The organism is Planococcus halotolerans, from assembly GCF_003289955.1.
Taxonomy (GTDB): domain Bacteria; phylum Bacillota; class Bacilli; order Bacillales_A; family Planococcaceae; genus Planococcus; species Planococcus halotolerans.
Genome location: NZ_QLZR01000003.1, coordinates 350,230 through 370,517 on the forward strand (window position 1 = coordinate 350,230; position 20,288 = coordinate 370,517).

Genomic DNA, 20,288 nt, shown 5'->3' on the forward strand with positions numbered 1-20,288 from the left:
ATCTATAATGTTACAGTTTTTAGCTAAATACAGCCATTGGTTATTATTGATACTGGTATTTGGAAGTCTGGCGGTCAGTTTTTTCAGCGGCCGTTATGATGCTGCTTCCCTTGTTTTTGGCGTCATCGGTGTTTTGGGGGTGGGATATCTGGTTTATCGCATAGAGACGGACAGGAAGAAAAAAAGAGTAAGAAGTTAAGAATATGATTTACGGCCGGCTCCTTTTGTGAGCCGGCTTTTTATTGTGAAAAAATGGAAGGTGTTGACAGGGGCTTTGTCGAATGAAATTGGAAGAGGGGGATGAGTAATGACGAGCAAAAATAATGTGATTGCAATGACGCTGCAAATAGTGGGTGGAACACTCATTGCCGTTTATGCTTTCCGGGCATTAGCATTAATCGGTGAATTTGGCGGCGGAGCGGCATTTGACGTCTTCCTGCAAGGCGTCATTTTCGGAATGCTCTTGATTGGATTTGGCGAAGTGATCAAACTGATGCAGGGTTTATTTAATCAGCGTGAACCTGAACGGCCGGTTGAAGATGTGGAAAAAGAAAGAAGAGCCGTTTTGCGCCAAGCAGAAGAGCATAATGTTCCACTGGAAACACGAAACAGAATCATGGATTTCTATACCAAGAAAAATATGATTGTGGATGATATCGAACCTGCACCATACGAGGGCTATGTAATCGTCCATCACGACGGCCAGCGGGATATTGTCGATTTGAATAACTGGGAAGTTGAAATTTTGACGGAAGGCCAATTGAATCGGAATCCGGAATTGAAGAGTTTGCTTGAGTAGCTCGATGATGAAGGGGAAAAGGAGGAAGGTAAATGTTTTCATTTGAACATGTGGCCATAATGGTTAAAAATATGGACGAATCCATCAAGTTTTATGAGCAGGTATTCGGCTTTGAAGTGCGGTTCAGAAAAAAGCGGAGCGACCGGGAAATGGTTTTCCTATTTCTGAAAAATGCACCGCAATTTGAAATTGAATTGATTCAGGACATTGACCCGATTCGTTCCTACAGCACGGCAGGGGTTGTAAATCATTTGGCGTTCCGTGTAGAAGATCTGCAAAAAGCGATAGATTTCATCAATGAGCACAGCTCTTTAAATATTGCACCTGATATAAAGCCGGGAGCAGAAGGGCAGATGATTCTTTTTGAAGGATTAAACGGGGAAATGCTGCAATTGATAGAGAAATGATGGTAGAAGGAAGAAAAAGTACAGGTTTGCAGGTGTGGATAAGAATTCAGTAAGAAGATGTTCCATGGGAGCATCTTTTTTGTTTTTCCAATTAAACGATTAAGGGTCGTGAATTTTAATTCTAAGCAAACAAACCGGATTTAGCGCAAACAAATTCCTCCAACTCCAGGTTTGCCTTGTTTTTACAAGGGAAAAGAGGCATAAAAACAAATTGAGAGGAGAATGCGGGATGTCTTTATTCGCAAAAGACGCATTGGCGCATAAACATATTCTGATTACGGGGGCTACAGGAGGAATCGGCTATGAAACAGCGAAAGTGGTTGCCGGTATGGGAGCGAAAGTGACGATTACCGGAAGAAATGAAGAGAAATTAGAAGGGCTTGCCGATGAACTGGAAAGAATAACAGCTAAAGAAAATATTTCCGTTCTGCCTGCAGATCTGACGAAAAAAGAAGACAGGTTAAACCTTATCGCCAATGCTGAAAAAGCGCATGGTTTTATAAATGGACTTGTCAATTCGGCCGGTGCAGCCGGGGGCAGGACGGTAGAAGAGCTTGACGAAGATTTCATTGAGAAACTCATGAACGTTAATTATAAATGCACATTCCTGTTAACCCAGGAGATTTACAAAAAAATGATGGAGCGGAAAGAAGGGGATATCGTCAACCTTGCAAGTCTTTCCGGTTTGCGCGGAACACATGGCAATACTGCGTATGCGGCGAGTAAATTTGCAGTGGTCGGCTGGACACAGTCAATGGCGCTCGAAGCGATTGAACACGGTATCAGGGTGAATGCAGTTTGTCCTGGATACGTTGATACGGAAATGGCGAGGAACAGCATACGCAGAAAAGCCGAGCGTAAAGGCATTACTTTCGAAGAGGGTATGGAGGAAGCGGCAAGCAGTATTCCATCTGGGCGCATTTCCACACCCCGGGAAGTGGCGAACACGATAGCGTTCCTGCTGACTGATGCTGCGGCGAATATTGTGGGAGAGTCAGTGAAGATTTCTGGCGGCAGTGTGATGCGGTAATATCAACTTTTCGTGATTTCAATTAAGGCGTAGTCTGACTAAAGTAAACACTTTACTCCCAAAATAAGCCGCTTGCCCTCGTACTTCCGGGCAAGCGGCTTATTTTCTATACAGTAGTTTAAGTCCACCACATCTCTCCGACGGATTCCTTCACCATTATGGGTTTTAAATTTTCAACGGCTTTGGTAAATCCTTCGTCTATGGACATCAATCCATCTTCGTGTTCAATGCTTACAACATAATCATAACCATAAAGGCGCAGCGTACTGATGATGTCAGCCCATGTTTTCTGGTCATGGCCGAAGCCGACAGTACGGAAATACCAGGCCCGGTCACGCATCAAGGAATAATCGGTCATATCAGTCAATCCATTGCGGTTCATGTTTTCCTGGTCAAGGATGGTGTCTTTTGCGTGGAAATGATGGATTGCATCTTCACGGCCCAGTATTTTTATCGCTTCAACCGGGTCAATTCCCTGCCACCACATATGGCTCGGATCCAGATTGGCCCCTATTGCGGTGCCACATGCTTTCCGCAGCTTCAGTAAAGTAGCGGGAGTATGTACAGAAAAACCGCCGTGAAGTTCCAGTCCGATTTTCACATTCAATGACTCTGCAAGATCATTTTTTTCTTTCCAATAAGGAATCAATTTTTGTTCCCATTGCCATTTTAAAATTTCCTGGAAATCATTTGGCCAGGCAGCCACCGGCCAGTTAGGGTAGAGGGCATTTTCATGGTCGCCAGGACATCCGGAAAAAGTATTGACAACCGGCACACCAAGTTCTGAAGCGAGCCGTAAAGTTTTAACCAGTACTTCATCTGCCGCATCAGAAATTTCTTTCTGAGGGTGAAGCGGATTCGCATGACAGCTTAAAGCGCTGATGGTTAACCCATATTCGGTGATTTTTTCTTTGAAGCTTAGTTGCTTGTCCAGATTTCCCAGTAATTCATCCAATTTACAATGGGCATCGCCGGGGAAGCCCCCAGTACCAAGTTCAATCGCTTCTATTCCTTTTGACGATACATGGCTTAACATGTCTTCAAAATTCTTATCGGAGAACAAGACGGTAAATACACCTATTTTCAATAAAATGACCTCCTTTAAAATTTCAGAAAATACAGTAATGTAATCCGTTACATAATTACCATATATAATTAGGCCAGTTAAATCAATAGTTATTATTCAGATAAAAAATTCATTGACAGATAATTCCGAACATATTAGTATGAAAATGTAAACGATTTCATTTTAGATGCAAGGAATTCCGGAAAGTAGGATAGACATGGCAAATATTCAACAGGTGGCAAAACACGCAGGAGTTTCTGTGGCGACAGTATCAAGAGTATTGAATGGCCAAAATACAGTTTCCAGCAAGACTAAACTGAAAGTTGAGGAGGCGATTAAGGAGTTAAATTACGAACCAAGCATGCTGGGCCGAAATCTTCGGAATTCGGAAAGCAGGATTGTTCTTATTTTAATCCCCACTATCTCCAATCCTTTTTATCTGGAAATCATTAAAGGAATTGAAAATGTCGCAATAAGCCACAATTATAATATTCTATTGTGTGAAACGGATTCGGATCCGGAAAAGGAGAATATCTATTTTGACTTGGTGAGGAAAAAGATGGCGGATGGGATTATTTCAATGGATCCTGCTGTAAACGTCGAGACCTTGAAGCAATTGGCGGAAAAGTATGCAATCATCCAGTGCAGTGAATACGGGGGCGGGATTGGAATTCCTTATGTCACTATTGATAACGAAGAGGCATCTTACCGTGCAGTAAAACACCTGCTCCAAATCGGCCATACAAAAATTGCTTTGATGAATACAGACGAAAAATTCCTTTACGCAAGAGAAAGAAAAATGGGCTACGAGCGTGCTCTTAGAGAACATGGCATCGAAATGAACAACAACTATATTTTCTATACAAAGGATTTAGGATTTGAAAATGGCCAGCAGGCGATGAAGAAAATATTGAAGCTTAAAGAACGGCCTACTGCTGTATTTGCAGTATCTGATCTCTTGGCAATAGGAGCATTAAAAGAAATCAACGCCTCCGGATTGAATGTGCCGCGGGATATGGCGGTCGTTGGCTTTGATAAAATCGACTTTTCCAACATGACAAATCCAACATTGACGACGGTCGCACAGCCTATGTACAAAATGGGCACAACGGCAGCTAAAATGCTGATTGAGAAAATCCAGGGCAATAAAGTCGACAGTGTCATATTGGATTTCGAACTTGTAATTCGTGAATCGACGGCCGGTTAAGCAATGAGGCCAGCGCTCTGCTATTAAAATATTAATGTCGGAGCGCTGGCCTTAGATGTAAATGTAATCGATTACATTTTAGGGAGCTCTTATCAAAAACAAAGGGGGAATCGTTTTGAAGAAGTTTATTATCTTAATGTTGGCTTTGGCTGCAGCAATGGTATTGGCCGCTTGCGGTGAGGATGGCGGGACAGCAGAAGGTGGAAGTGGAGATGACGATACGTTGACAATCGGCATTTCATTGCCATCAGCTACTCACGGATGGATGGGAGCATTGATCGACAATGCGGAACAGCAGGCAAAAGAACTTCAGGAAAGTGAAGGAATTGAATATGTAATGACCAATGCGGCCGACCCGAACAAACAAGCCAATGACGTGGACGATTTGATCGCTCAGGGAGTGGACGTAATTGTCATGCTGCCAATCGAGTCAGCTGCTTTGACGCCAGTCGGACAAAAAGTTAAAGATGCAGGAATTCCTTTGGTCATAGTGGATAGAGAGCTTGAAAACGATGCGGCTACAGTCGTTGTCAAAGGTGACAATGAGGGAATCGGCATCAACGCTGGTGAATATTTTATCGAACAATTAAATGGACAAGGCAAAATTGTTGAAATCAGTGGACCACCGAGTTCTGTGACTGAACAGCGCGGATCCGGTTTTAAAGAAGCGATTGACGGACAGGATGGGATGGAAATCATTGCCTCGCAAAGTGGGGATTTCTCAACTGAAAAGTCGTTGGAAGTAATGGAAAATATTTTGCAGGCAAACCCTGAAATTGATGCGGTATTTACACAGGATGATGGTATGGCACTTGGAGTGCTCCAGGCAATTAAAGAAGCAGGCCGTACTGATATTCAGTTTGTTACTGGTGCCGGCGGAGCGAAACAGGTATTTGAAGATATCCAGAATGATGGTTTAATGTCAGCAACTTTCCTTTATTCACCAACAATGGTGAGAGATGCAGTGAAAATTGCAGGGGAACTTGCTCAGGGCAATGAACCGGAAGAAACAATGGTCATTAAGGAAGCTACCCAAGTGACAGAAGAAAATGTTGATGAATATTACGATCCGGAATCAAAATTTTAAAATGACCTATGGGAAATACAATACTTTTAAAAAAGTACTTGTATTTCCTCTTTTCCTATATAAGGAGGGATAGCAGCAATGACCGACAATCCTTTTATGACGATGAAGAACATTGATAAGTCGTTTAATGGCGTTCCTGTATTAAAAAATGTAAGTCTTAAAGTTGAAAAAGGTGAGATCCATGCATTATTGGGTGAAAATGGTGCCGGTAAATCCACATTGATGAATATTCTTGGCGGTGTCCATCTTCCGGACAATGGATCTGTTTACATAGACGGAGAACAAGTCAAAATGCTGAATCCCAGGATTTCACAGGAACAGGGAATAAGTTTTATCCATCAGGAACTGAATGTAGTGGCAGATTTAAAGGTGTATGAAAATATGTTTCTTGGGTCTGAGATCCGCAATAAAGTCGGTTTTTTGAAAGTCGAAGAGATGTGCCGGGAAACCCACGATGTAATGGCTACTTTGGGCGTCGACATCGATCCGAAGGAATATGTCAGAAATTTGGACACGTCATATAAACAATTAATCGAAATTGCAAAAGCATTGCTTCGTAAATCCAGGCTGATCATCATGGATGAACCAACGACCTCTTTGGCGGAGCATGAAGTAAATCGATTATTTGAATTGATGAGGAGTTTAAAACAGTCAGGCGTATCAATTATTTATATTTCCCATAAACTGAAGGAAATTAAAACAGTATGCGACAGTTACACTGTATTGCGAGACGGGGAGTTAGTCGGCACCGGAAGCATGGAAAGAGAAAATCCTGAGACAATCACCAAGCTTATGGTTGGAAAAGCCATTTCTCAGGAGCGTTATGTTCACGAAAACCCATTTGGTCCGGTAATAATGGAAGTAAAAAACCTGACAAGTGAAGGGCTTTTTAATGATATCAACTTCACATTGCAACAAGGGGAAATATTAGGCTTTACAGGACTGGCCGGGGATGGCAGAACAGAGCTGTTTGAGAGTCTTTTCGGGTATCGCAAAAAATATTCGGGAGAGGTCAGAATCAACGGCGAGCTTGTAAAAATCGATCATCCCCGAAAAGCCTTAAAAGCGGGAATTGGTTTTGTGCCGAAAAATAGGAAAGAAAATGCCATCATAAAAGATTTAAGTGTAATCCATAACATGAGTTTGTCATCTATGGGGAATTTCGAAAGCTCCGGTTTTCTAAGGGACAATTTAGAAAAAGAGCGATTCCAGTATTATAAAGATGCCTTAAATATTAAAGTTCATAATCCTCAGATCACCATCGATAAATTGAGTGGAGGCAATCAGCAGAAAGTGGTAATAGCAAAATGGCTGGAGGCGAACACGGATATACTGATTTTCGATAATCCGACCCAGGGGATTGATGTGGGAGCAAAACAGGAAATCTATCAGGAAATCGTAACACTGTCTGAACAAGGGAAAGCGGTTATCGTCCTGTCTTCAGAAGCACCTGAAATAATCAAAATCTGTCATTCAATAAACGTTATGTATCAAGGTGAAATTACTGCCCGTTTTGATGGGAAGTCCGCGAATGAAGAAGAAATTATGCAATATGCAACTGGCTCAAAAAGGGAGGCGAAAAAAATTGGCTAATATCGATGCAAAAGAATACAGTACAAAACCTTCAACAACAAAAAGTCGCCTCTCATGGCTATGGTCCGAATACAGTGTAATCATTGCATTTATCGTTATTTTCATTGCATCAGCAATTTTAAACCCGCGATTTATGGATTTGAACAATCAACTGAACATTCTGATGCAGGTTTCCATTATCGGAATCATCGCAATGGGTATGACTGTCGTTATGCTATCGGGCGGCATTGATCTGTCAGTCGGATCAGTTCTGGCTTTAGCTGGTGTCATATCTGTCTTGGCATTGAATGCTTCAGGCAGTATTCTTGTCGGAATTTTTACTGCTTTATTGGTTGGCTCTTTTGCAGGTTTTCTAAACGGGTTGATGGTGGCAAAAGGCAGGATCGCCTCCTTTATTGCGACACTGGGAATGATGGCCGGGGCCCGGTCGATTGCGTTGTATATCGCAGACGGAGGCAGTGTATCCGGTGAAGTCGCCGGCTTTACAGCTATTTCGAACAGTGACCTCTGGATATTCGACGTGCCTGTAATCATATTCCTGGCAATGACAGCCGCAGTCTTTGTAATTATGCATAAAACTCGTTTCGGCCGGTATGTCTATGCTCTTGGCAGCAATGAAAAAGCAGCTTTGTTATCAGCGATACGTGTAGACCGCATAAAAATCGGCGTCTATACATTGATCGGTTCATTGGTCGGGATAGCTGCAGTCATTGAAACGTCCCGCTTGAATTCGATATCTTCGTCGAGTTCCGGAGCTCAATATGAACTGGATGCGATCGCGGCAGTTATTATAGGCGGCACCAGAATGACAGGTGGGCGAGGCAAAATCATTGGGACACTTTTTGGTGTGCTGATTCTGGGGATTTTAAATAATATGATGAACTTGATGAATGTATCTCCTTATCTGCAGGGATTCGTCAAAGGTTTAATCATTATAATTGCAGTTGTCTTCCAAAAGAGAGAATAGGAGGGATTGAATGGGCATGAAAGTCGGAATCATAGGTTGCGGATCAATCACTAAATTACGCCATGCACCGGAATATACAGAAAATCCATATGTGGATGAAATTGTTTTTTATGACAGGAATATCGACCGTTCGGAAGCATTGGTGGAGCTGTTCGGCGGTAGTATCGTCCACACGGTAGAGGAATTGTTCGAAGATCCGGATATTGTTGCGATCAGTGACTGCTCGTCAAATGAAAACCATCACCTCTTTTCAACAAAGGCTTTATTGAGTGGAAAGCATGTGTTATGCGAAAAGCCGATTTCATTGACCGTTGAACATGCGAAAGAAATCGTCGCCGCCCAGAAGGAGTCAGGCAAGAAACTGATGGTGGACCATAATCAGCGATTCACGCGAGCCCATCAAAAAGCGAAGGAAATCATAGAAAATGGTGAACTTGGAAAAGTGCTGACTTTCAGGACGACATTCGGGCATTCAGGACCGGAACAATGGGGCATCAATAAAACCAATTCCACCTGGTTCTTCAAAAAAGAGCGGTCAGGATTCGGGGTAGCTGGAGATCTGGGAATCCATAAAATCGATTTGGTCCATTATTTGCTGGACGATGAAATCGAACAGGTAAGTGCTTTTCAAGGCTCACTGGATAAACTTGATGAGAATGGAAACCCCATCGAAGTCTGCGATAACATCGTTTGCAGTCTGAAAACCAAAAAAGGGCGGCTGGGAACTGCAAGTTTCTCATGGACCCATTACGGTGAAGAGGATAACAGTACAATCATTTATTGTGAAAAGGGAATTCTGAAAATCTATAATAACGAAGACTATCAGATTGAAGTGCTCACAAAAGACGGTGTTAAAGTCAATTATCAATTGGAAAGTATCCAAACAAACGACAACCAGACCAATAGCGGCGTCATAGATGCATTCATCGAAAGTATCAGGCTCAATCAGCCGCCGCTTGTCACGGGCGACGATGCACTCTTGTCATTGAAAGTGATTCTTGGGATCATGAAAGCGGCTGAAACCGATACAGTGGTGGAAATCGAAAAAGAAACACTTATAAATTCCTGAAAAATAACCGCAGCTTCCCTGGCAGGGAGCGGCGGTTATTTTCCTTTCCCAAAAAGCATCCACGGAGAAGGCAGATTAAATGGGTGGTTCTCAGGAAGTGCAGAGGCTTGCTGTTTCGTTAAATCCATCCATATATGGGTTTCTTTCCTGAGTTCTGAAGCCAGCTGCTGGTGGGCGAGCGCAATCGTTTCCCAAAGGCCAGGCTGATCCAGCACGTCTTCAAAAGGAAAAACTGCCTGCAGGTAATTGTATTTCTTAAAATCCTTTTTGGTGATCAATAAACGATCTCCTTGCGGATTTACGAAAAAATTCCATCCCGCAATTTGTTTATCATCGAACATTTCCTCCGAAGCAGGAAATGGATAATAGCATTCATACGGAAAAACAGCAGCGGAATCGATGAATAATTTCCGGAGCCATTGTCTTTTGTTTGAGATATCCTCTTCTCTTTTCCAAGGTGTTCCGCCGTTTTCGAGTGATGAAACATCCAAAGCGGAGGCCCCGTAGCTTATATGCCGTTCGGCAAGACCGATTTTTTTCAGTACTCGCTGAGCTGGAATATTTTCTTCCTGTGTATTTGCGCCGACCCATTTAATGTCGGGAAGTTTAAAAGCTTCTTCAAGTACCTGAGACATTAAGCTGGTTGACAAATCATTGCCGCGGTAACGCAAATCACTGCGCATGCGCCCGAGCATCGCGTAATGTTTGGCGAAAACGGTCAAACCACCGACACTGACTAATTGGTCGTTTGTAAAAAGGCCGAAAAGCTTATTATTTCCACTGGAAATGCGGTCAAATACGCGAATGACATAATCATCTTCGATTCCTGTTTCCATTGCTTTCAATTTCGGCAGATCTTCTTTCGTTAAAGGGCGGATCATCTTTTCCACTAACAGACACTCCCTGCTGCACAATATTTCTTCCAATTATAAACGCTTGTTGCTGAAATCGCATTTACTAAGAACGCAGAAAGGAGTCATTCTACCCGTTTAATTACTTCGACCTACGAAACAAGTATTTAGGCAGTCGAATTAATTAGAGGGACCCTGTACTATAGTCCTGCAAAAATATAGCAGAAATGAAATTTCTATTACTAAAGAATTGAAAATTCAAAATACATTTACAATTAAATTTCTGTTTGCTATGCTGATTTAAATTTAAGTCACATTAGAAGGAGGAAAACAAATAAGCTTGTTGCAGTAAAAACTAATTTAACCAGAAAAAGGAGCGGATTTTATTGAAAAAGAATTGGGCGAGTACTTTGGGAGTGTTGGGATTATGCACAGCGTTGGCAATGCCTGCTTATGCGGTAGAAAATGAAGCGAAACCGGAAACGCATCATCATGATTACGGGATTTCAGGGTTCATTGATCATGCAGAACTGACCAAAACTTTGCTGCAGCTGGAAGCGAAAAGCAAGGGGACTGTGCAGGTGGATGTGGCGGGCCAATCATTTAATGGCCTCGACATCTACACGGCAAGAGTCGGTACTGGCGATAAGGTACTGTTAATCCAAAGTGAAATCCATGGCAATGAAAAAACCGGGACAGTCGCAATTCTAAATTTGCTGAAGAGCTTATCCAATAATTCCAAACAGGCAAAAGAGCTACTTGAGGAAGTGACAATCGTGTTCATGCCCATGATGAACCCGGATGCTTCTGAAGCGGACAAACGCCGCAACAGTATGACCTGGTCTGATGTGGTGGATGCATATCCGCAATTATCGGGAGCATCGCCATCATGGAATTATTACGACCGCGGCGTTAGCCAAAGTTATGATTATGCAGCTAACCCAGGATTTGATGTAAACCGGGATTTCAACCCTGATCTGGATTACGTTCCGGAAGCATCGGATTTCCCTGGTGCTTCGAATCAGCCGGGCTGGTTCATCACTCCGGAGTCCCAAACCTCCCGTGATGTGTACAAATCCCTGCAGGATGAATTCGGCATTGTCGATGTATTTGTTGACCTTCATCACCAGGGACTCTATTATGTCGATGGCACTCCTGATCCGGTGACATTGTCGTTATCAGCTCAATTCGTACCAGATCCGAACACGCCTGAAGGTGCACAATACGCTGAGTATGCAGACACTTATGATTACGATTTTTCACGCCAATTAAATCTGCTCGCTTATAACGAATTGCAGTCTTACGGCGAATCGAAATTCACGAATATCTCGCTTTACTCCCAAGGGCTTGATCTTCCAGGTACTGCGCTTGGCTCCTATGCGCTTAATGGCAGTGGTACGGTTCTGTTTGAAGTCAGAGGGCAAACGCAAATGATGGGCCAAAAGGAAAAAGGCCAACTATCAAAATCGGTTGAACGAGGTCTGTCAGCAATCATTGAAGGGGTTGCTGATGGTTCAGTGGCTGAATTGGATCCTGAAGATTATGAAGATATCCCATTAACGGCTTACCGCCCGACTAACTGAATATCCAAAGAAAAAGCTGCCGAAATTATCGGCAGCTTTTTCTGTTTCCGGCAAATTCGAGACTAAGAAGCCGGTGATGCGGGTATAAAAAGATATAAAAAAGAAGTGAGGAGCGGTTAAGTGGTAAAAGAAAATACAAAAATCGGCATCACGCTTCTCCTGCTGCTGAGTGGATTAGCAATCGCGGGCTTGTTCATCGTGCTGTTTACTGAGCTGGCAGAAGAAGTGATGAGCCAGGAATTCGGAATTTTTGACAGCTTCATCATCAAACTGATCCTGGTCAACCAAAGCCCGACCATGGATGCTCTCATGGTTTTTATTACTGAACTTGGGTCTGTATGGTTTCTTGGAACTTTATCCATTGTTGTGATCCTGGTTTTGTGGTTTAAAGGCAGGGATAAATGGGGTGTGCTGTTTTTTATCATAGCAGTTGGCGGCGGCGGTTTATTGACTACCTTGCTGAAGCATCTGTATGCCAGGGAGCGGCCGTCAATCAATGAAGAAATTGATGCTGTAGGTTTCAGTTTTCCAAGCGGCCACTCCATGGGATCCCTTATATTCTATGGATTTGTCATTTTTCTCATTGTTCGAGGAAGACAAAAAGAATGGGTGAAATGGACTGTATCCATCAGCCTTGTGGTGCTGGTGATGTTGATAGGCACCAGCCGCATCTATTTGGGGGCCCATTTTCCAAGTGACGTCGCGGCAGGATATATTGCCGGAATCATATGGCTTCTTCTTTGTTTGACTGCCCTGGAATGGATCATCTGGCAAAGCGGCAGCCGCATCAGACCCGTCAAAGGTTTGCGGAAAATGCTGCAATCCGGCCTGCGCTTGGCAAAAGAAAAAACGAATAGGACGAAAGTGTAGCAAAAATAAACAAATTGGGGTTTCAGCATGAGCAATAATCAGGAAGGAGACAATCCCGATGAATACCGATAAGTACCGGGTTAAACCCGATGAAAAGATCATGCTGACCACTTTCAGCACATCTGAAAACGATGAATACAGCCAAGAGGAGCTTCAGAAAAAGATGATTCCAGAGGCAGTTCAGAAATTGCAGGAATTGCATTTAAAGCTGAATGCCGAGGAAGAAAAAGGGATTTTAGTGGTATTGCAGGCAATGGATGCGGCAGGCAAAGATGAAGCGATTTCCTATATTTTTTCGAATTTAAATGCACAGGGCTTGAAAACTCTTACCCTCGGCAAACCTACTGAACAGGAGTTGAGCCATGATTATCTTTGGCGTATCCATGATGGCCTGCCGGCCAGAGGGGAAATCGCGATTTTAAATCGTTCTCATTATGAAGAAGTCATTGCTCCAAGAGTCCATGAAATCCTGAAGGGCGAACCTTTGCCGGATGAACTCATTGATGAAAAAATATGGGAGACCCGTTTTCGCCAAATAAATGACTTTGAACGATATTTGAGCGAAAACGGTTTTCCTGTAGTGAAATTTTTCTTTAATGTATCAAAAGAAGAACAACGCAAGCGTTTACTGAAGCGAATGAAAGATCCTCAGAAAAATTGGGAGTTCTCGTTCAGTGATGTTGAAGAGCGCGAACATTGGGATGATTACCAGAAAATCTTTGAAGATATGCTGGGTAATACATCGACAGAATGTGCGCCATGGTATGTATTGCCAGCAGACAATGAAGAATATTCCCGTTATATTATTACCATAGTCATGAATGAGCTATTAACTGAACTCAATCCCCAATTTCCTGTAATCAGTGATGAAGAGCGTGAAAAACTTGATGAGTATATCAAAAAGCTTGAGGCAGAAGGAGGGGAGAAGCAGGGGGATGCTGGCCAGTAAGTATGATAGTTGAATTTCAGGTTTAAAAAGCTGTCCGGGAATAGTCCCGAACAGCTTTTTGTCTATTTTGGCAGTGGGATTCCTGATCGCAGGATCGGAATAATAGACACCAATTCCGCTTTTTTCACCAGCCGCCGAATCATATATCCTGATAATGGATTTTCAGAGTTCTAGAAGAACAGAAGGTTCAGTAAGATAGTCAGTATAATGGACAGGACAATCGAGATGAGTAAACTCCCCATACATGATATGCGCATAATGATCCCACCTTCTTGGATGATAAGTCCCTTTACCCTTTTCGGAGGGGGATGTAAACCATGGGCTCATCGGCGCAGCAGGTAATCGTTATCAAACAGGAAGTCACTGCTGATATCGATGAATAGAAAGCTGTCATCTGACAGCGGGTAGCTGAAAGTACGGACAATATCCCCGGTTTCGATATCTGAGTAAGTATCAGAAAGGATACCGCGTGACCATTTTTTCATGCGAATAATATTTTCAAGGAAAAAGGGACGGAAAGCCCAATGAGAACCGTAATGTTCTGATTCAATATTCCAGGTGTCATCCCTTTTTTGATAGTTTGAAGAAATTTGTTCTCCATTGGCATTACATATATACATCCGGAAGCTTTCCCGGTTAAAGGAGTCTCCCAATAATTGCAGAAATTCATCTGCCTGATCAGGGCCTGCCCATCTGAAGGCTATCTTCTTCAGGATGTCTTCACAGGAATTTGAGAAGGCGAGACATTTTGATATCACTGTTTTTTCCATGTTGATGAATCCCTGTATACTTTCCCCGACATTCACTTGCAGCGAATCATTGGACAGCAGGTTAAAGGAGGGTTTAGCCAAATAATAACCCTGATAATAATGTCCTCCATGTTTCCAGGCAAATTGGAGCTGGTAATCATCTTCTATATGTTCATAGGATAATTTAGCGCCGATACGGCGGGCAAGCAAGGACAGGGAATAAACAATATCTTGAAAAACATCCGGTCTGTTGGTCCTGATGACAGTTGTGTCGATTTTAAGGATATCCGGCTTCAATTGACGGATCCGGTCGATGTTGGAACTTTTAGCGCCTACATGGTCCACAGCAATTTGAATGCCATAAGTTTTATAGTACATAAGAAGATGATTCAAGGATTCAAAATCTTCTTCAAAAGCATGTTCCGTTATCTCCAGCACAATCCTTTTGAGGGAAAATCCTTTTGCTTCAAATTCCTGCAGGGTAGTGATAAACTCTTCGCCGCCAGTGAGCAGCAATTGCTTGGCGTCGCGATAGAGGAATAACTTGCAGCCATTGCCGTTATCCAGCATTTCCTTCATGGCCAGTTTCAGCAAGTGTGTGTCGACTTCAATTTTAAAATCATCCGGCACATCCGGGTTCTGGAAAAATTCACCGAGGCTTCGCCATTCATCATTGTGCTTGAACCTCCCACGCACTTCGTAGCCGATAATCGTGTGTTTCACTGCACTGACGATTGGCTGGAATACCGGTTTTACATTATGAAGATTCTCAAGAACCAGTAATGGGTCCATATTATTCGCCTCCTTTAGCTATGAACGGATAACTCCGGAACAGGGAAGTTATATTCAATATCAATCATTTAATGCACCATAACCAGAGCTAAACCAATCGAATATAAAAATTGGTGCATATATGTCCTATTCTGTACTGAAGCGTTCAAATCCTGCAGATTTCTGTTTTGAGCCTGTTAAATGGAAACTCCTTAAGGCTATTTACCTTGTAAATCCAGGCACTGAAAAAAGCTTTGAAATTCTGAACTGTAAAGCTTGCAAAGCACCAAACCTTTGCCTATAATTTGAAACATTGTGTCAGGAAAGTGATGAAGGTTACGCTCTTTCAAAAAGTCTGCATGCATCTTCGCGGCTTTTTTTTGTTGGCTTTCACAGACAATGAGTTTATAAAAGGAACGAGGAATTTGTATGGATAAAGTTTATAGCGCACTGGTTATTTTTTTTGGATCCGTGTTACTCGGATTTGCATTCAATATGTTTTTATTGCCGCATGAAATCCTATCGGGCGGAATTACGGGGGTAGCAATGATTTTCAGTTTGATGACACCTGTTAATGCGGGGATATGGTTGATCATTCTGAACATCCCGATACTGGTTCTTGGATGGATGAAGCTTGGTAAACTGTTCATCGCCAACAGCATCTATTCAGTAGCGGTCACTTCGATTTCTATGCTTTATATTCCAGTCATGAAAGTGACGGAAGATGCTTTGTTATCTTCCGTATTCGGCGGTGTGCTTGTCGGTATCGGGGTCGGTTCCATCATCCGCTTTTATGGTTCGACCGGAGGCTTTGACGTTGTCGGACTGCTGTTGACGATGAAACGTGATATTCCGCTTGGATTTATGGTATTTTCACTGAACAGTATGGTCGTGTTCATTTCAGGATTCATTTTTTCCTGGGAACTGGCTATGTATACGATGGCCTCGATCTACATCACTGGCCTTGTCGTTGACCGGATCCATACACGCCACATCAAACTGAGCCTGATGGTTGTTACCGGAAAAGGCGAAGAAGTCAAGACCAAGTTGCTTGAAAGCCTTTACCGCGGTATCACAGTAACGGACGGTGAAGGTGCCTATTCGGGCAATAAAGTCAAAGTTCTCTATACGGTTATTTCCCGTTATGAATTGGCATTTGTGCGTCCGCTGATCAAATCGATCGACCCTCACGCGTTTGTCAGCATCAATGAAACGATGGAAGTCATGGGTAATTTCCGAAAAGATGATAACTTCAAAAAAACCCCCGGCATAACCGGGGAAAGCCGCTCTGCTTAATTGCAGCAGCGGTTTTTTTTTTGCCTGATTCAGCTGCAAACTATATAAGTTGAACTTAAGAAATAGAATAAATACCGCTTCGGCGCTATGGACAAGCCTCCCGCAATAAGCCGAGAAGACCACTCGTCTTATTGCTCCGGCCAGTCCGGAGCCGCACCTTTGCTGAGAGAAATCTCTAGAGATATGGAGCAAAACAGCGAAGACGCCTTGGGGACTGAGCGAAGTGCTGAAATCCACTCGGGCATTTAGCCCGAGTTAGTTCAGCGCGAGCCCCCGGCAAGCGCAGCTGTTTTGCGGAATATCGATTACAAAAAACTACTAGTTCAACATATATAAAAACCATACAAAACAGAAAAGCCAAGTCGCCGGACTTGGCTTTTTAGGACATGTCTTTTTCAACCTGGCACCTGAGAACAGTTTTTAGTTTGGCGGGAACCGTTTTTCGGAAATCATTCAAATAGATTTCACGGTGTTTTTTACTTCGTCGCAGCAAGTCATTTTCCTCGAGAAACCGATCGATTTTTTCAAAAGAAGCCGGTTCTGCATCATATGGTCCTACATGTAAAATCTGTACGGCCATGCCTTCCTCAATCTCTTCAAACGTCACTTCATTCAATAAGTCATTCGGCTTTTTGCGGTTTGCGATTTCAAATGCCTTCAGGATAGTGCCATTATCGACAAAATCCGGCTGTCGAATCATTAATTTGTAAAGAAACTCATTTTTATCAAGTGCAGAAAGCAATCTCCCTTTTCGGGTAAGGCTCCATACAGCTTCCAGTGGATAAACTGTATATTCATAATACCCGGGAGGAACAAATCCGTTTTTCGGCATCATGCGAATGGCATAAGCGAGCGAATAGAGAACTTCCACACGTTTGGCGAATTCTTCTCCGTTCGGATTGCCTTTTCCATGAATTACGAAAAATCGCTGCTTCGGAATATGAATTAAAACCGGGGAGGCTTGCGGCACATACAATCCCTTTTCAGCTTTTCGCCATTCATGTTTCATATAATCCTCCTGTCTTCTACTGGGAATTCAGCCGGGAAACAATTTATTCATTCAATGAATTCCAAATCACTGACCCAGGTTGATAAATGGGATTTGACTTGTTCGTTTAAATCCGGATGCACATTTTTCAGTAAGTCAATTTCAAACCAGCTGTAATCTTTATTTTTAACAAACGTGTTGGTGAAAGAAGGATTTTGGATGCTTATTTCAGTTGAATCAGGCCCCGTTTTCTTTTCCACATCAATCGTTAAAATGGTTCCGATTTGCCGTGGGATTTCATTTTGGCCTGACAAAAAATTGCCCAGCGAATAAATAACGAAAACTTTCCGGCCGTCAGAAGTTTCAATCCATTCCGGTGGCTGAAGCACATGTGGATGGTGGCCAAGTATAATATCCGCGCCGTTTTCCGCTGCAAAGCGGGCGATGTCAATCTGGTACTCATTTGGAAGCGGCTGGTATTCATCACCAAAATGCAAACTCAGCACAGCAACTTCGGAATGTTCTTTGGCGTGCTGAAGGTCTTTACTGATCAGCTCCTTATCGATGCGGTTCACGAGGTACTCTTTGCCGACAGGAGTGGGTATACCATTGGTGCCATACGTATAGGACAGAAAAGAAAAGGTGATGCCGTTTACTGTTCTCACGGTTATCTGATCCCGTTCTTCTTCAGATAAATAAGAACCCGTCCGCTGCATGCCGATCTGATCCCAGTAATTAATGGCATTTTCAATTGCCGCGGTGCCCCGGTCCAGTGTGTGGTTATTTGCCATGGCGATAACATCTACTCCAGCATCCTTCAAAGCATCGCCGACCTCAAACGGGCTGTTAAAGGAAGGGTAGCTGGACAGACCGATATCGGATCCGCCAATTATGCTTTCCGAATTGGCTACAGTAATGTCTGACTGCTCGAGATATGGTTTCACTTTCTCGAACATGGGACTAAAATTATATCCTTCAGGAGTTTTTGCTGAATCATATACTGTGCCGTGGATAAGAATATCACCAACTGCTGATAAAGAAACTGTGCGTGTCCGTGAAAAACCGGGTATCGCAGGCGTAGTTTTCCTTGTTTCGAAAACAGGGTCAGCAGAAACAGGGGCAGCCGGGATTTTTGTGACAAGGCATCCTGCGAGCATAAACATGCTTAGTAATATAGCAATAAAGATTGAATAGCGGACGGCATCCATCAGAATCACTCTCCAAATCACTGGATATAGTTATTAAGGCACGTAGTAATTATCTGCTAAATTATGAAGCTGTAGATTAAACATGAAATATTAATAAAAATGAATAAATTCGATAGATGTTTAATAATATCCTACAACATAAGTACAATGTTTGCTAGTTCTTTTTATTCAATTATATTAATTTTGTATGGAATTTATAGACAATAATACTTAGCTTTTGAAAAAGAAATTATAAATATCTTTTAAAACTATAATGAGAAGGGAAAATATATGGGGAAAGATAGTGGTTCAATGGAGACAATGTTATAAAACATGTATAAGACTCTTAAAAAAGATAGAATTTAGGAGAATCTATTCCATTTTTTAGAAAATAGAGTATACTGGAATTAATTATCAATGGTTTTGAGGAAGATGAAATAAGTGGACGAAGAGGTGAGGCAAATGGTGGAATTTATAATGGAGATCGCGATAGAGATATCATCGTATTTTTTTACGCCGAAAAAACGTTTGGAGAAGAATATCCGTCTCTTGAAGAAAGACCAGTGGTTTGCTGAATTGGAGGATGATTTCCGCTATAACCACCTCATCTGGAACAACCGTAAAATTACGCGTTACTTAGGACTGCCCAATAACGTCGAAAAGCTTATTAAAGATGACGATGAAAAAGCTAAGTTCAAAAAGCTGTTGACTTATGAACACGTGAAATTTATCACCTTACCTTAGAAGTTCTTGATTTGCCGTTGCTAAGAATATTAATGCAGGAGAACCAACCCGAAAAAATGCCGAAACCCCTGCGAGGTTTCGGCATTTTTTATTTGTTTCTTCTATATATAGTAGGAACTTAAAGATTTCGACTGATGATTATTCGAATAGATTCATGCTCAGGTAGCGTTCACCTGTATCAGGAGCTATGCACAATACTTTCTTTCCAGCACCCAACCGTTTCGCAATCTCGATAGCTGCGTAAATGGTAGCACCAGCGGAAGGCCCTACAAAAATGCCTTCTTCGCGCGCAACCCTCCGGAAAATATCTATAGCATCTTCATCTTCAATTGCAAAGATCTCATCGTAAATCTTTGTATTGAGAATGTCCGGTATGAAGCCGGGACTGGTACCCACCAATTTATGCTTGCCGGGTTTGCCTCCTGACAAAACTGGTGAACCTTTAGGTTCCACTACAGCCACATAAAGATCCGGAAGTTGTTCTTTCAGCGCTTCGCCCGTTCCGGTAATAGTCCCGCCTGTTCCGGCGGAAGCGACGAAAGCATCCAACTTACCATCCATTTGCTGCATGATTTCAAGTGCAGTCGTTGTACGGTGAATGTCAGGGTTGGCCTGGTTTTCAAATTGCTGGGGAATAAAGCTGTTTGGAATCTCCTCTTTTAATTGCAGAGCTTTCTTTATGGCACCCGGCATTTTTTCGTGGTCCGGTGTCAGAACAACTTCAGCCCCGAATGCTTTCAGCAGGTTGATGCGCTCTTTGGTGGCATTATCAGGAAGGACAAGGATCGCACGGTAGCCTTTCGCAGCTGCCACCATGGCGAGTCCGATGCCAGTATTGCCGCTGGTGGGTTCAATGATCGTGGCACCTTCTCCAATGATGCCCTGTTCTTCGGCATTTTTGATCATATTATATGCTGCCCGGTCCTTGACGCTTTTGGAAGGATTGAACATTTCCAATTTCACGTAAACATCTGCAGCGCCTTCCGGGACGATCCGGTTCAATTTCACGACTGGCGTTTCGCCAATCAAATCTGTAATATTGTCGACTGGTTTCATATCTATAAAACAACCTTTC

At 42.7% G+C, this 20,288-nt stretch carries 20 protein-coding genes; 14 read left to right on the top strand and 6 right to left on the bottom strand.

What is annotated here, in order from left to right; genetic code table 11:
• Positions 1-7: 7 nt before the first annotated feature.
• The 4 genes from DP120_RS10525 (at position 8) to DP120_RS10540 (ending at position 2,236) form a co-directional block, all read left to right on the top strand.
• Positions 8-199 carry a hypothetical protein gene (locus DP120_RS10525; protein WP_112223630.1) on the top strand — a complete coding sequence of 64 codons (192 nt, stop codon included), beginning with the start codon at positions 8-10 and terminating at the stop codon, positions 197-199.
• 108 nt (positions 200-307) lie between these two features.
• On the top strand, positions 308-799 hold the full coding sequence (locus DP120_RS10530; protein ID WP_112223631.1) for a hypothetical protein: 492 nt from the start codon (positions 308-310) through the stop codon (positions 797-799).
• A 32-nt stretch (positions 800-831) separates the two neighbouring features.
• Positions 832-1,206 carry a VOC family protein gene (locus tag DP120_RS10535; protein WP_112223632.1) on the top strand — a complete coding sequence of 125 codons (375 nt, stop codon included), beginning with the start codon at positions 832-834 and terminating at the stop codon, positions 1,204-1,206.
• A 229-nt stretch (positions 1,207-1,435) separates the two neighbouring features.
• Positions 1,436-2,236, top strand: a complete 801-nt coding sequence (locus DP120_RS10540) for an SDR family NAD(P)-dependent oxidoreductase (protein WP_112223633.1) — start codon at positions 1,436-1,438, stop codon at positions 2,234-2,236.
• A 118-nt stretch (positions 2,237-2,354) separates the two neighbouring features.
• Here the strand turns inward: DP120_RS10540 and DP120_RS10545 are convergent, their stop codons facing one another.
• Positions 2,355-3,323, bottom strand: coding sequence for a sugar phosphate isomerase/epimerase family protein (locus DP120_RS10545; protein WP_112223634.1), 969 nt, complete (start codon positions 3,321-3,323; stop codon positions 2,355-2,357).
• A gap of 196 nt (positions 3,324-3,519) precedes the next feature.
• Here DP120_RS10545 and DP120_RS10550 point away from each other — a divergent pair, with 196 nt between their 5' ends.
• From DP120_RS10550 to DP120_RS10570, 5 genes are all read left to right on the top strand, one after another.
• Complete coding sequence (locus tag DP120_RS10550; protein WP_112223635.1) at positions 3,520-4,509, top strand: LacI family DNA-binding transcriptional regulator; 990 nt, start codon at positions 3,520-3,522, stop codon at positions 4,507-4,509.
• A 115-nt stretch (positions 4,510-4,624) separates the two neighbouring features.
• Complete coding sequence (locus tag DP120_RS10555; protein ID WP_112223636.1) at positions 4,625-5,596, top strand: substrate-binding domain-containing protein; 972 nt, start codon at positions 4,625-4,627, stop codon at positions 5,594-5,596.
• 78 nt (positions 5,597-5,674) lie between these two features.
• A complete protein-coding gene (locus DP120_RS10560) occupies positions 5,675-7,189 on the top strand; it encodes a sugar ABC transporter ATP-binding protein (RefSeq protein ID WP_112223637.1) in 1,515 nt (504 codons plus the stop codon).
• Positions 7,182-8,156, top strand: coding sequence for an ABC transporter permease (locus DP120_RS10565; protein ID WP_233785944.1), 975 nt, complete (start codon positions 7,182-7,184; stop codon positions 8,154-8,156). The genes DP120_RS10560 and DP120_RS10565 overlap by 8 nt, the downstream gene beginning before the upstream one ends.
• Before the next feature lie 10 nt (positions 8,157-8,166).
• Positions 8,167-9,225, top strand: coding sequence for a Gfo/Idh/MocA family protein (locus DP120_RS10570; protein WP_112223639.1), 1,059 nt, complete (start codon positions 8,167-8,169; stop codon positions 9,223-9,225).
• Between the two features lie 35 nt (positions 9,226-9,260).
• Here DP120_RS10570 and DP120_RS10575 read toward each other — a convergent pair whose 3' ends face one another.
• Entirely contained in the window at positions 9,261-10,106 is an 846-nt protein-coding gene (locus DP120_RS10575; RefSeq protein WP_233786253.1) for a GNAT family N-acetyltransferase, read from the bottom strand.
• Between the two features lie 356 nt (positions 10,107-10,462).
• Here DP120_RS10575 and DP120_RS10580 point away from each other — a divergent pair, with 356 nt between their 5' ends.
• The 3 genes from DP120_RS10580 (at position 10,463) to DP120_RS10590 (ending at position 13,478) form a co-directional block, all read left to right on the top strand.
• Positions 10,463-11,659, top strand: a complete 1,197-nt coding sequence (locus tag DP120_RS10580; RefSeq protein ID WP_420812434.1) for a M14 family zinc carboxypeptidase — start codon at positions 10,463-10,465, stop codon at positions 11,657-11,659.
• Between the two features lie 120 nt (positions 11,660-11,779).
• Positions 11,780-12,529 (top strand): phosphatase PAP2 family protein, encoded by a 750-nt coding sequence (locus DP120_RS10585; protein ID WP_112223641.1) that lies wholly within the window; start codon positions 11,780-11,782, stop codon positions 12,527-12,529.
• A gap of 58 nt (positions 12,530-12,587) precedes the next feature.
• The gene (locus DP120_RS10590; protein ID WP_112223642.1) at positions 12,588-13,478 is read left to right on the top strand and encodes a PPK2 family polyphosphate kinase; all 891 of its coding nucleotides are present in this window, start codon (positions 12,588-12,590) and stop codon (positions 13,476-13,478) included.
• 323 nt (positions 13,479-13,801) lie between these two features.
• On the opposite strand, the gene DP120_RS10595 is transcribed toward DP120_RS10590, so the two are convergent.
• Complete coding sequence (locus DP120_RS10595) at positions 13,802-15,019, bottom strand: EAL domain-containing protein (protein WP_112223643.1); 1,218 nt, start codon at positions 15,017-15,019, stop codon at positions 13,802-13,804.
• Positions 15,020-15,427: 408 nt separating this feature from the next.
• On the opposite strand from DP120_RS10595, the gene DP120_RS10600 reads away from it, so the two are divergent.
• On the top strand, positions 15,428-16,294 hold the full coding sequence (locus DP120_RS10600; RefSeq protein ID WP_112223644.1) for a YitT family protein: 867 nt from the start codon (positions 15,428-15,430) through the stop codon (positions 16,292-16,294).
• A 379-nt stretch (positions 16,295-16,673) separates the two neighbouring features.
• On the opposite strand, the gene DP120_RS10605 is transcribed toward DP120_RS10600, so the two are convergent.
• Both DP120_RS10605 and DP120_RS10610 read right to left on the bottom strand, forming a co-directional pair.
• The gene (locus DP120_RS10605; RefSeq protein WP_112223645.1) at positions 16,674-17,303 is read right to left on the bottom strand and encodes a GyrI-like domain-containing protein; all 630 of its coding nucleotides are present in this window, start codon (positions 17,301-17,303) and stop codon (positions 16,674-16,676) included.
• Positions 17,304-17,350: 47 nt separating this feature from the next.
• On the bottom strand, positions 17,351-18,511 hold the full coding sequence (locus DP120_RS10610; protein WP_240612005.1) for a CapA family protein: 1,161 nt from the start codon (positions 18,509-18,511) through the stop codon (positions 17,351-17,353).
• Positions 18,512-18,931: 420 nt separating this feature from the next.
• Between DP120_RS10610 and DP120_RS10615 the strand changes: the two genes are divergently transcribed.
• Positions 18,932-19,213, top strand: coding sequence for a hypothetical protein (locus DP120_RS10615; RefSeq protein WP_112223647.1), 282 nt, complete (start codon positions 18,932-18,934; stop codon positions 19,211-19,213).
• Between the two features lie 138 nt (positions 19,214-19,351).
• On the opposite strand, the gene cysK is transcribed toward DP120_RS10615, so the two are convergent.
• Complete coding sequence (gene cysK, locus DP120_RS10620) at positions 19,352-20,269, bottom strand: cysteine synthase A (RefSeq protein ID WP_112223648.1); 918 nt, start codon at positions 20,267-20,269, stop codon at positions 19,352-19,354.
• Positions 20,270-20,288: the final 19 nt, after the last annotated feature.

Bases quoted from the DNA above. Each gene is read 5' to 3' on its own strand.
- DP120_RS10535 (WP_112223632.1), top strand. From the start codon at position 832: ATGTTTTCATTTGAACATGTGGCCATAATGGTTAAAAATATGGACGAA.
- DP120_RS10595 (WP_112223643.1), bottom strand. From the start codon at position 15,019: ATGGACCCATTACTGGTTCTTGAGAATCTTCATAATGTAAAACCGGTA.
- DP120_RS10615 (WP_112223647.1), top strand. From the start codon at position 18,932: ATGGTGGAATTTATAATGGAGATCGCGATAGAGATATCATCGTATTTT.
- DP120_RS10590 (WP_112223642.1), top strand. From the start codon at position 12,588: ATGAATACCGATAAGTACCGGGTTAAACCCGATGAAAAGATCATGCTG.
- DP120_RS10530 (WP_112223631.1), top strand. From the start codon at position 308: ATGACGAGCAAAAATAATGTGATTGCAATGACGCTGCAAATAGTGGGT.
- DP120_RS10540 (WP_112223633.1), top strand. From the start codon at position 1,436: ATGTCTTTATTCGCAAAAGACGCATTGGCGCATAAACATATTCTGATT.
- DP120_RS10605 (WP_112223645.1), bottom strand. From the start codon at position 17,303: ATGAAACATGAATGGCGAAAAGCTGAAAAGGGATTGTATGTGCCGCAA.
- DP120_RS10550 (WP_112223635.1), top strand. From the start codon at position 3,520: ATGGCAAATATTCAACAGGTGGCAAAACACGCAGGAGTTTCTGTGGCG.
- DP120_RS10575 (WP_233786253.1), bottom strand. From the start codon at position 10,106: ATGATCCGCCCTTTAACGAAAGAAGATCTGCCGAAATTGAAAGCAATG.
- DP120_RS10600 (WP_112223644.1), top strand. From the start codon at position 15,428: ATGGATAAAGTTTATAGCGCACTGGTTATTTTTTTTGGATCCGTGTTA.
- cysK (WP_112223648.1), bottom strand. From the start codon at position 20,269: ATGAAACCAGTCGACAATATTACAGATTTGATTGGCGAAACGCCAGTC.
- DP120_RS10570 (WP_112223639.1), top strand. From the start codon at position 8,167: ATGGGCATGAAAGTCGGAATCATAGGTTGCGGATCAATCACTAAATTA.
- DP120_RS10560 (WP_112223637.1), top strand. From the start codon at position 5,675: ATGACCGACAATCCTTTTATGACGATGAAGAACATTGATAAGTCGTTT.
- DP120_RS10525 (WP_112223630.1), top strand. From the start codon at position 8: ATGTTACAGTTTTTAGCTAAATACAGCCATTGGTTATTATTGATACTG.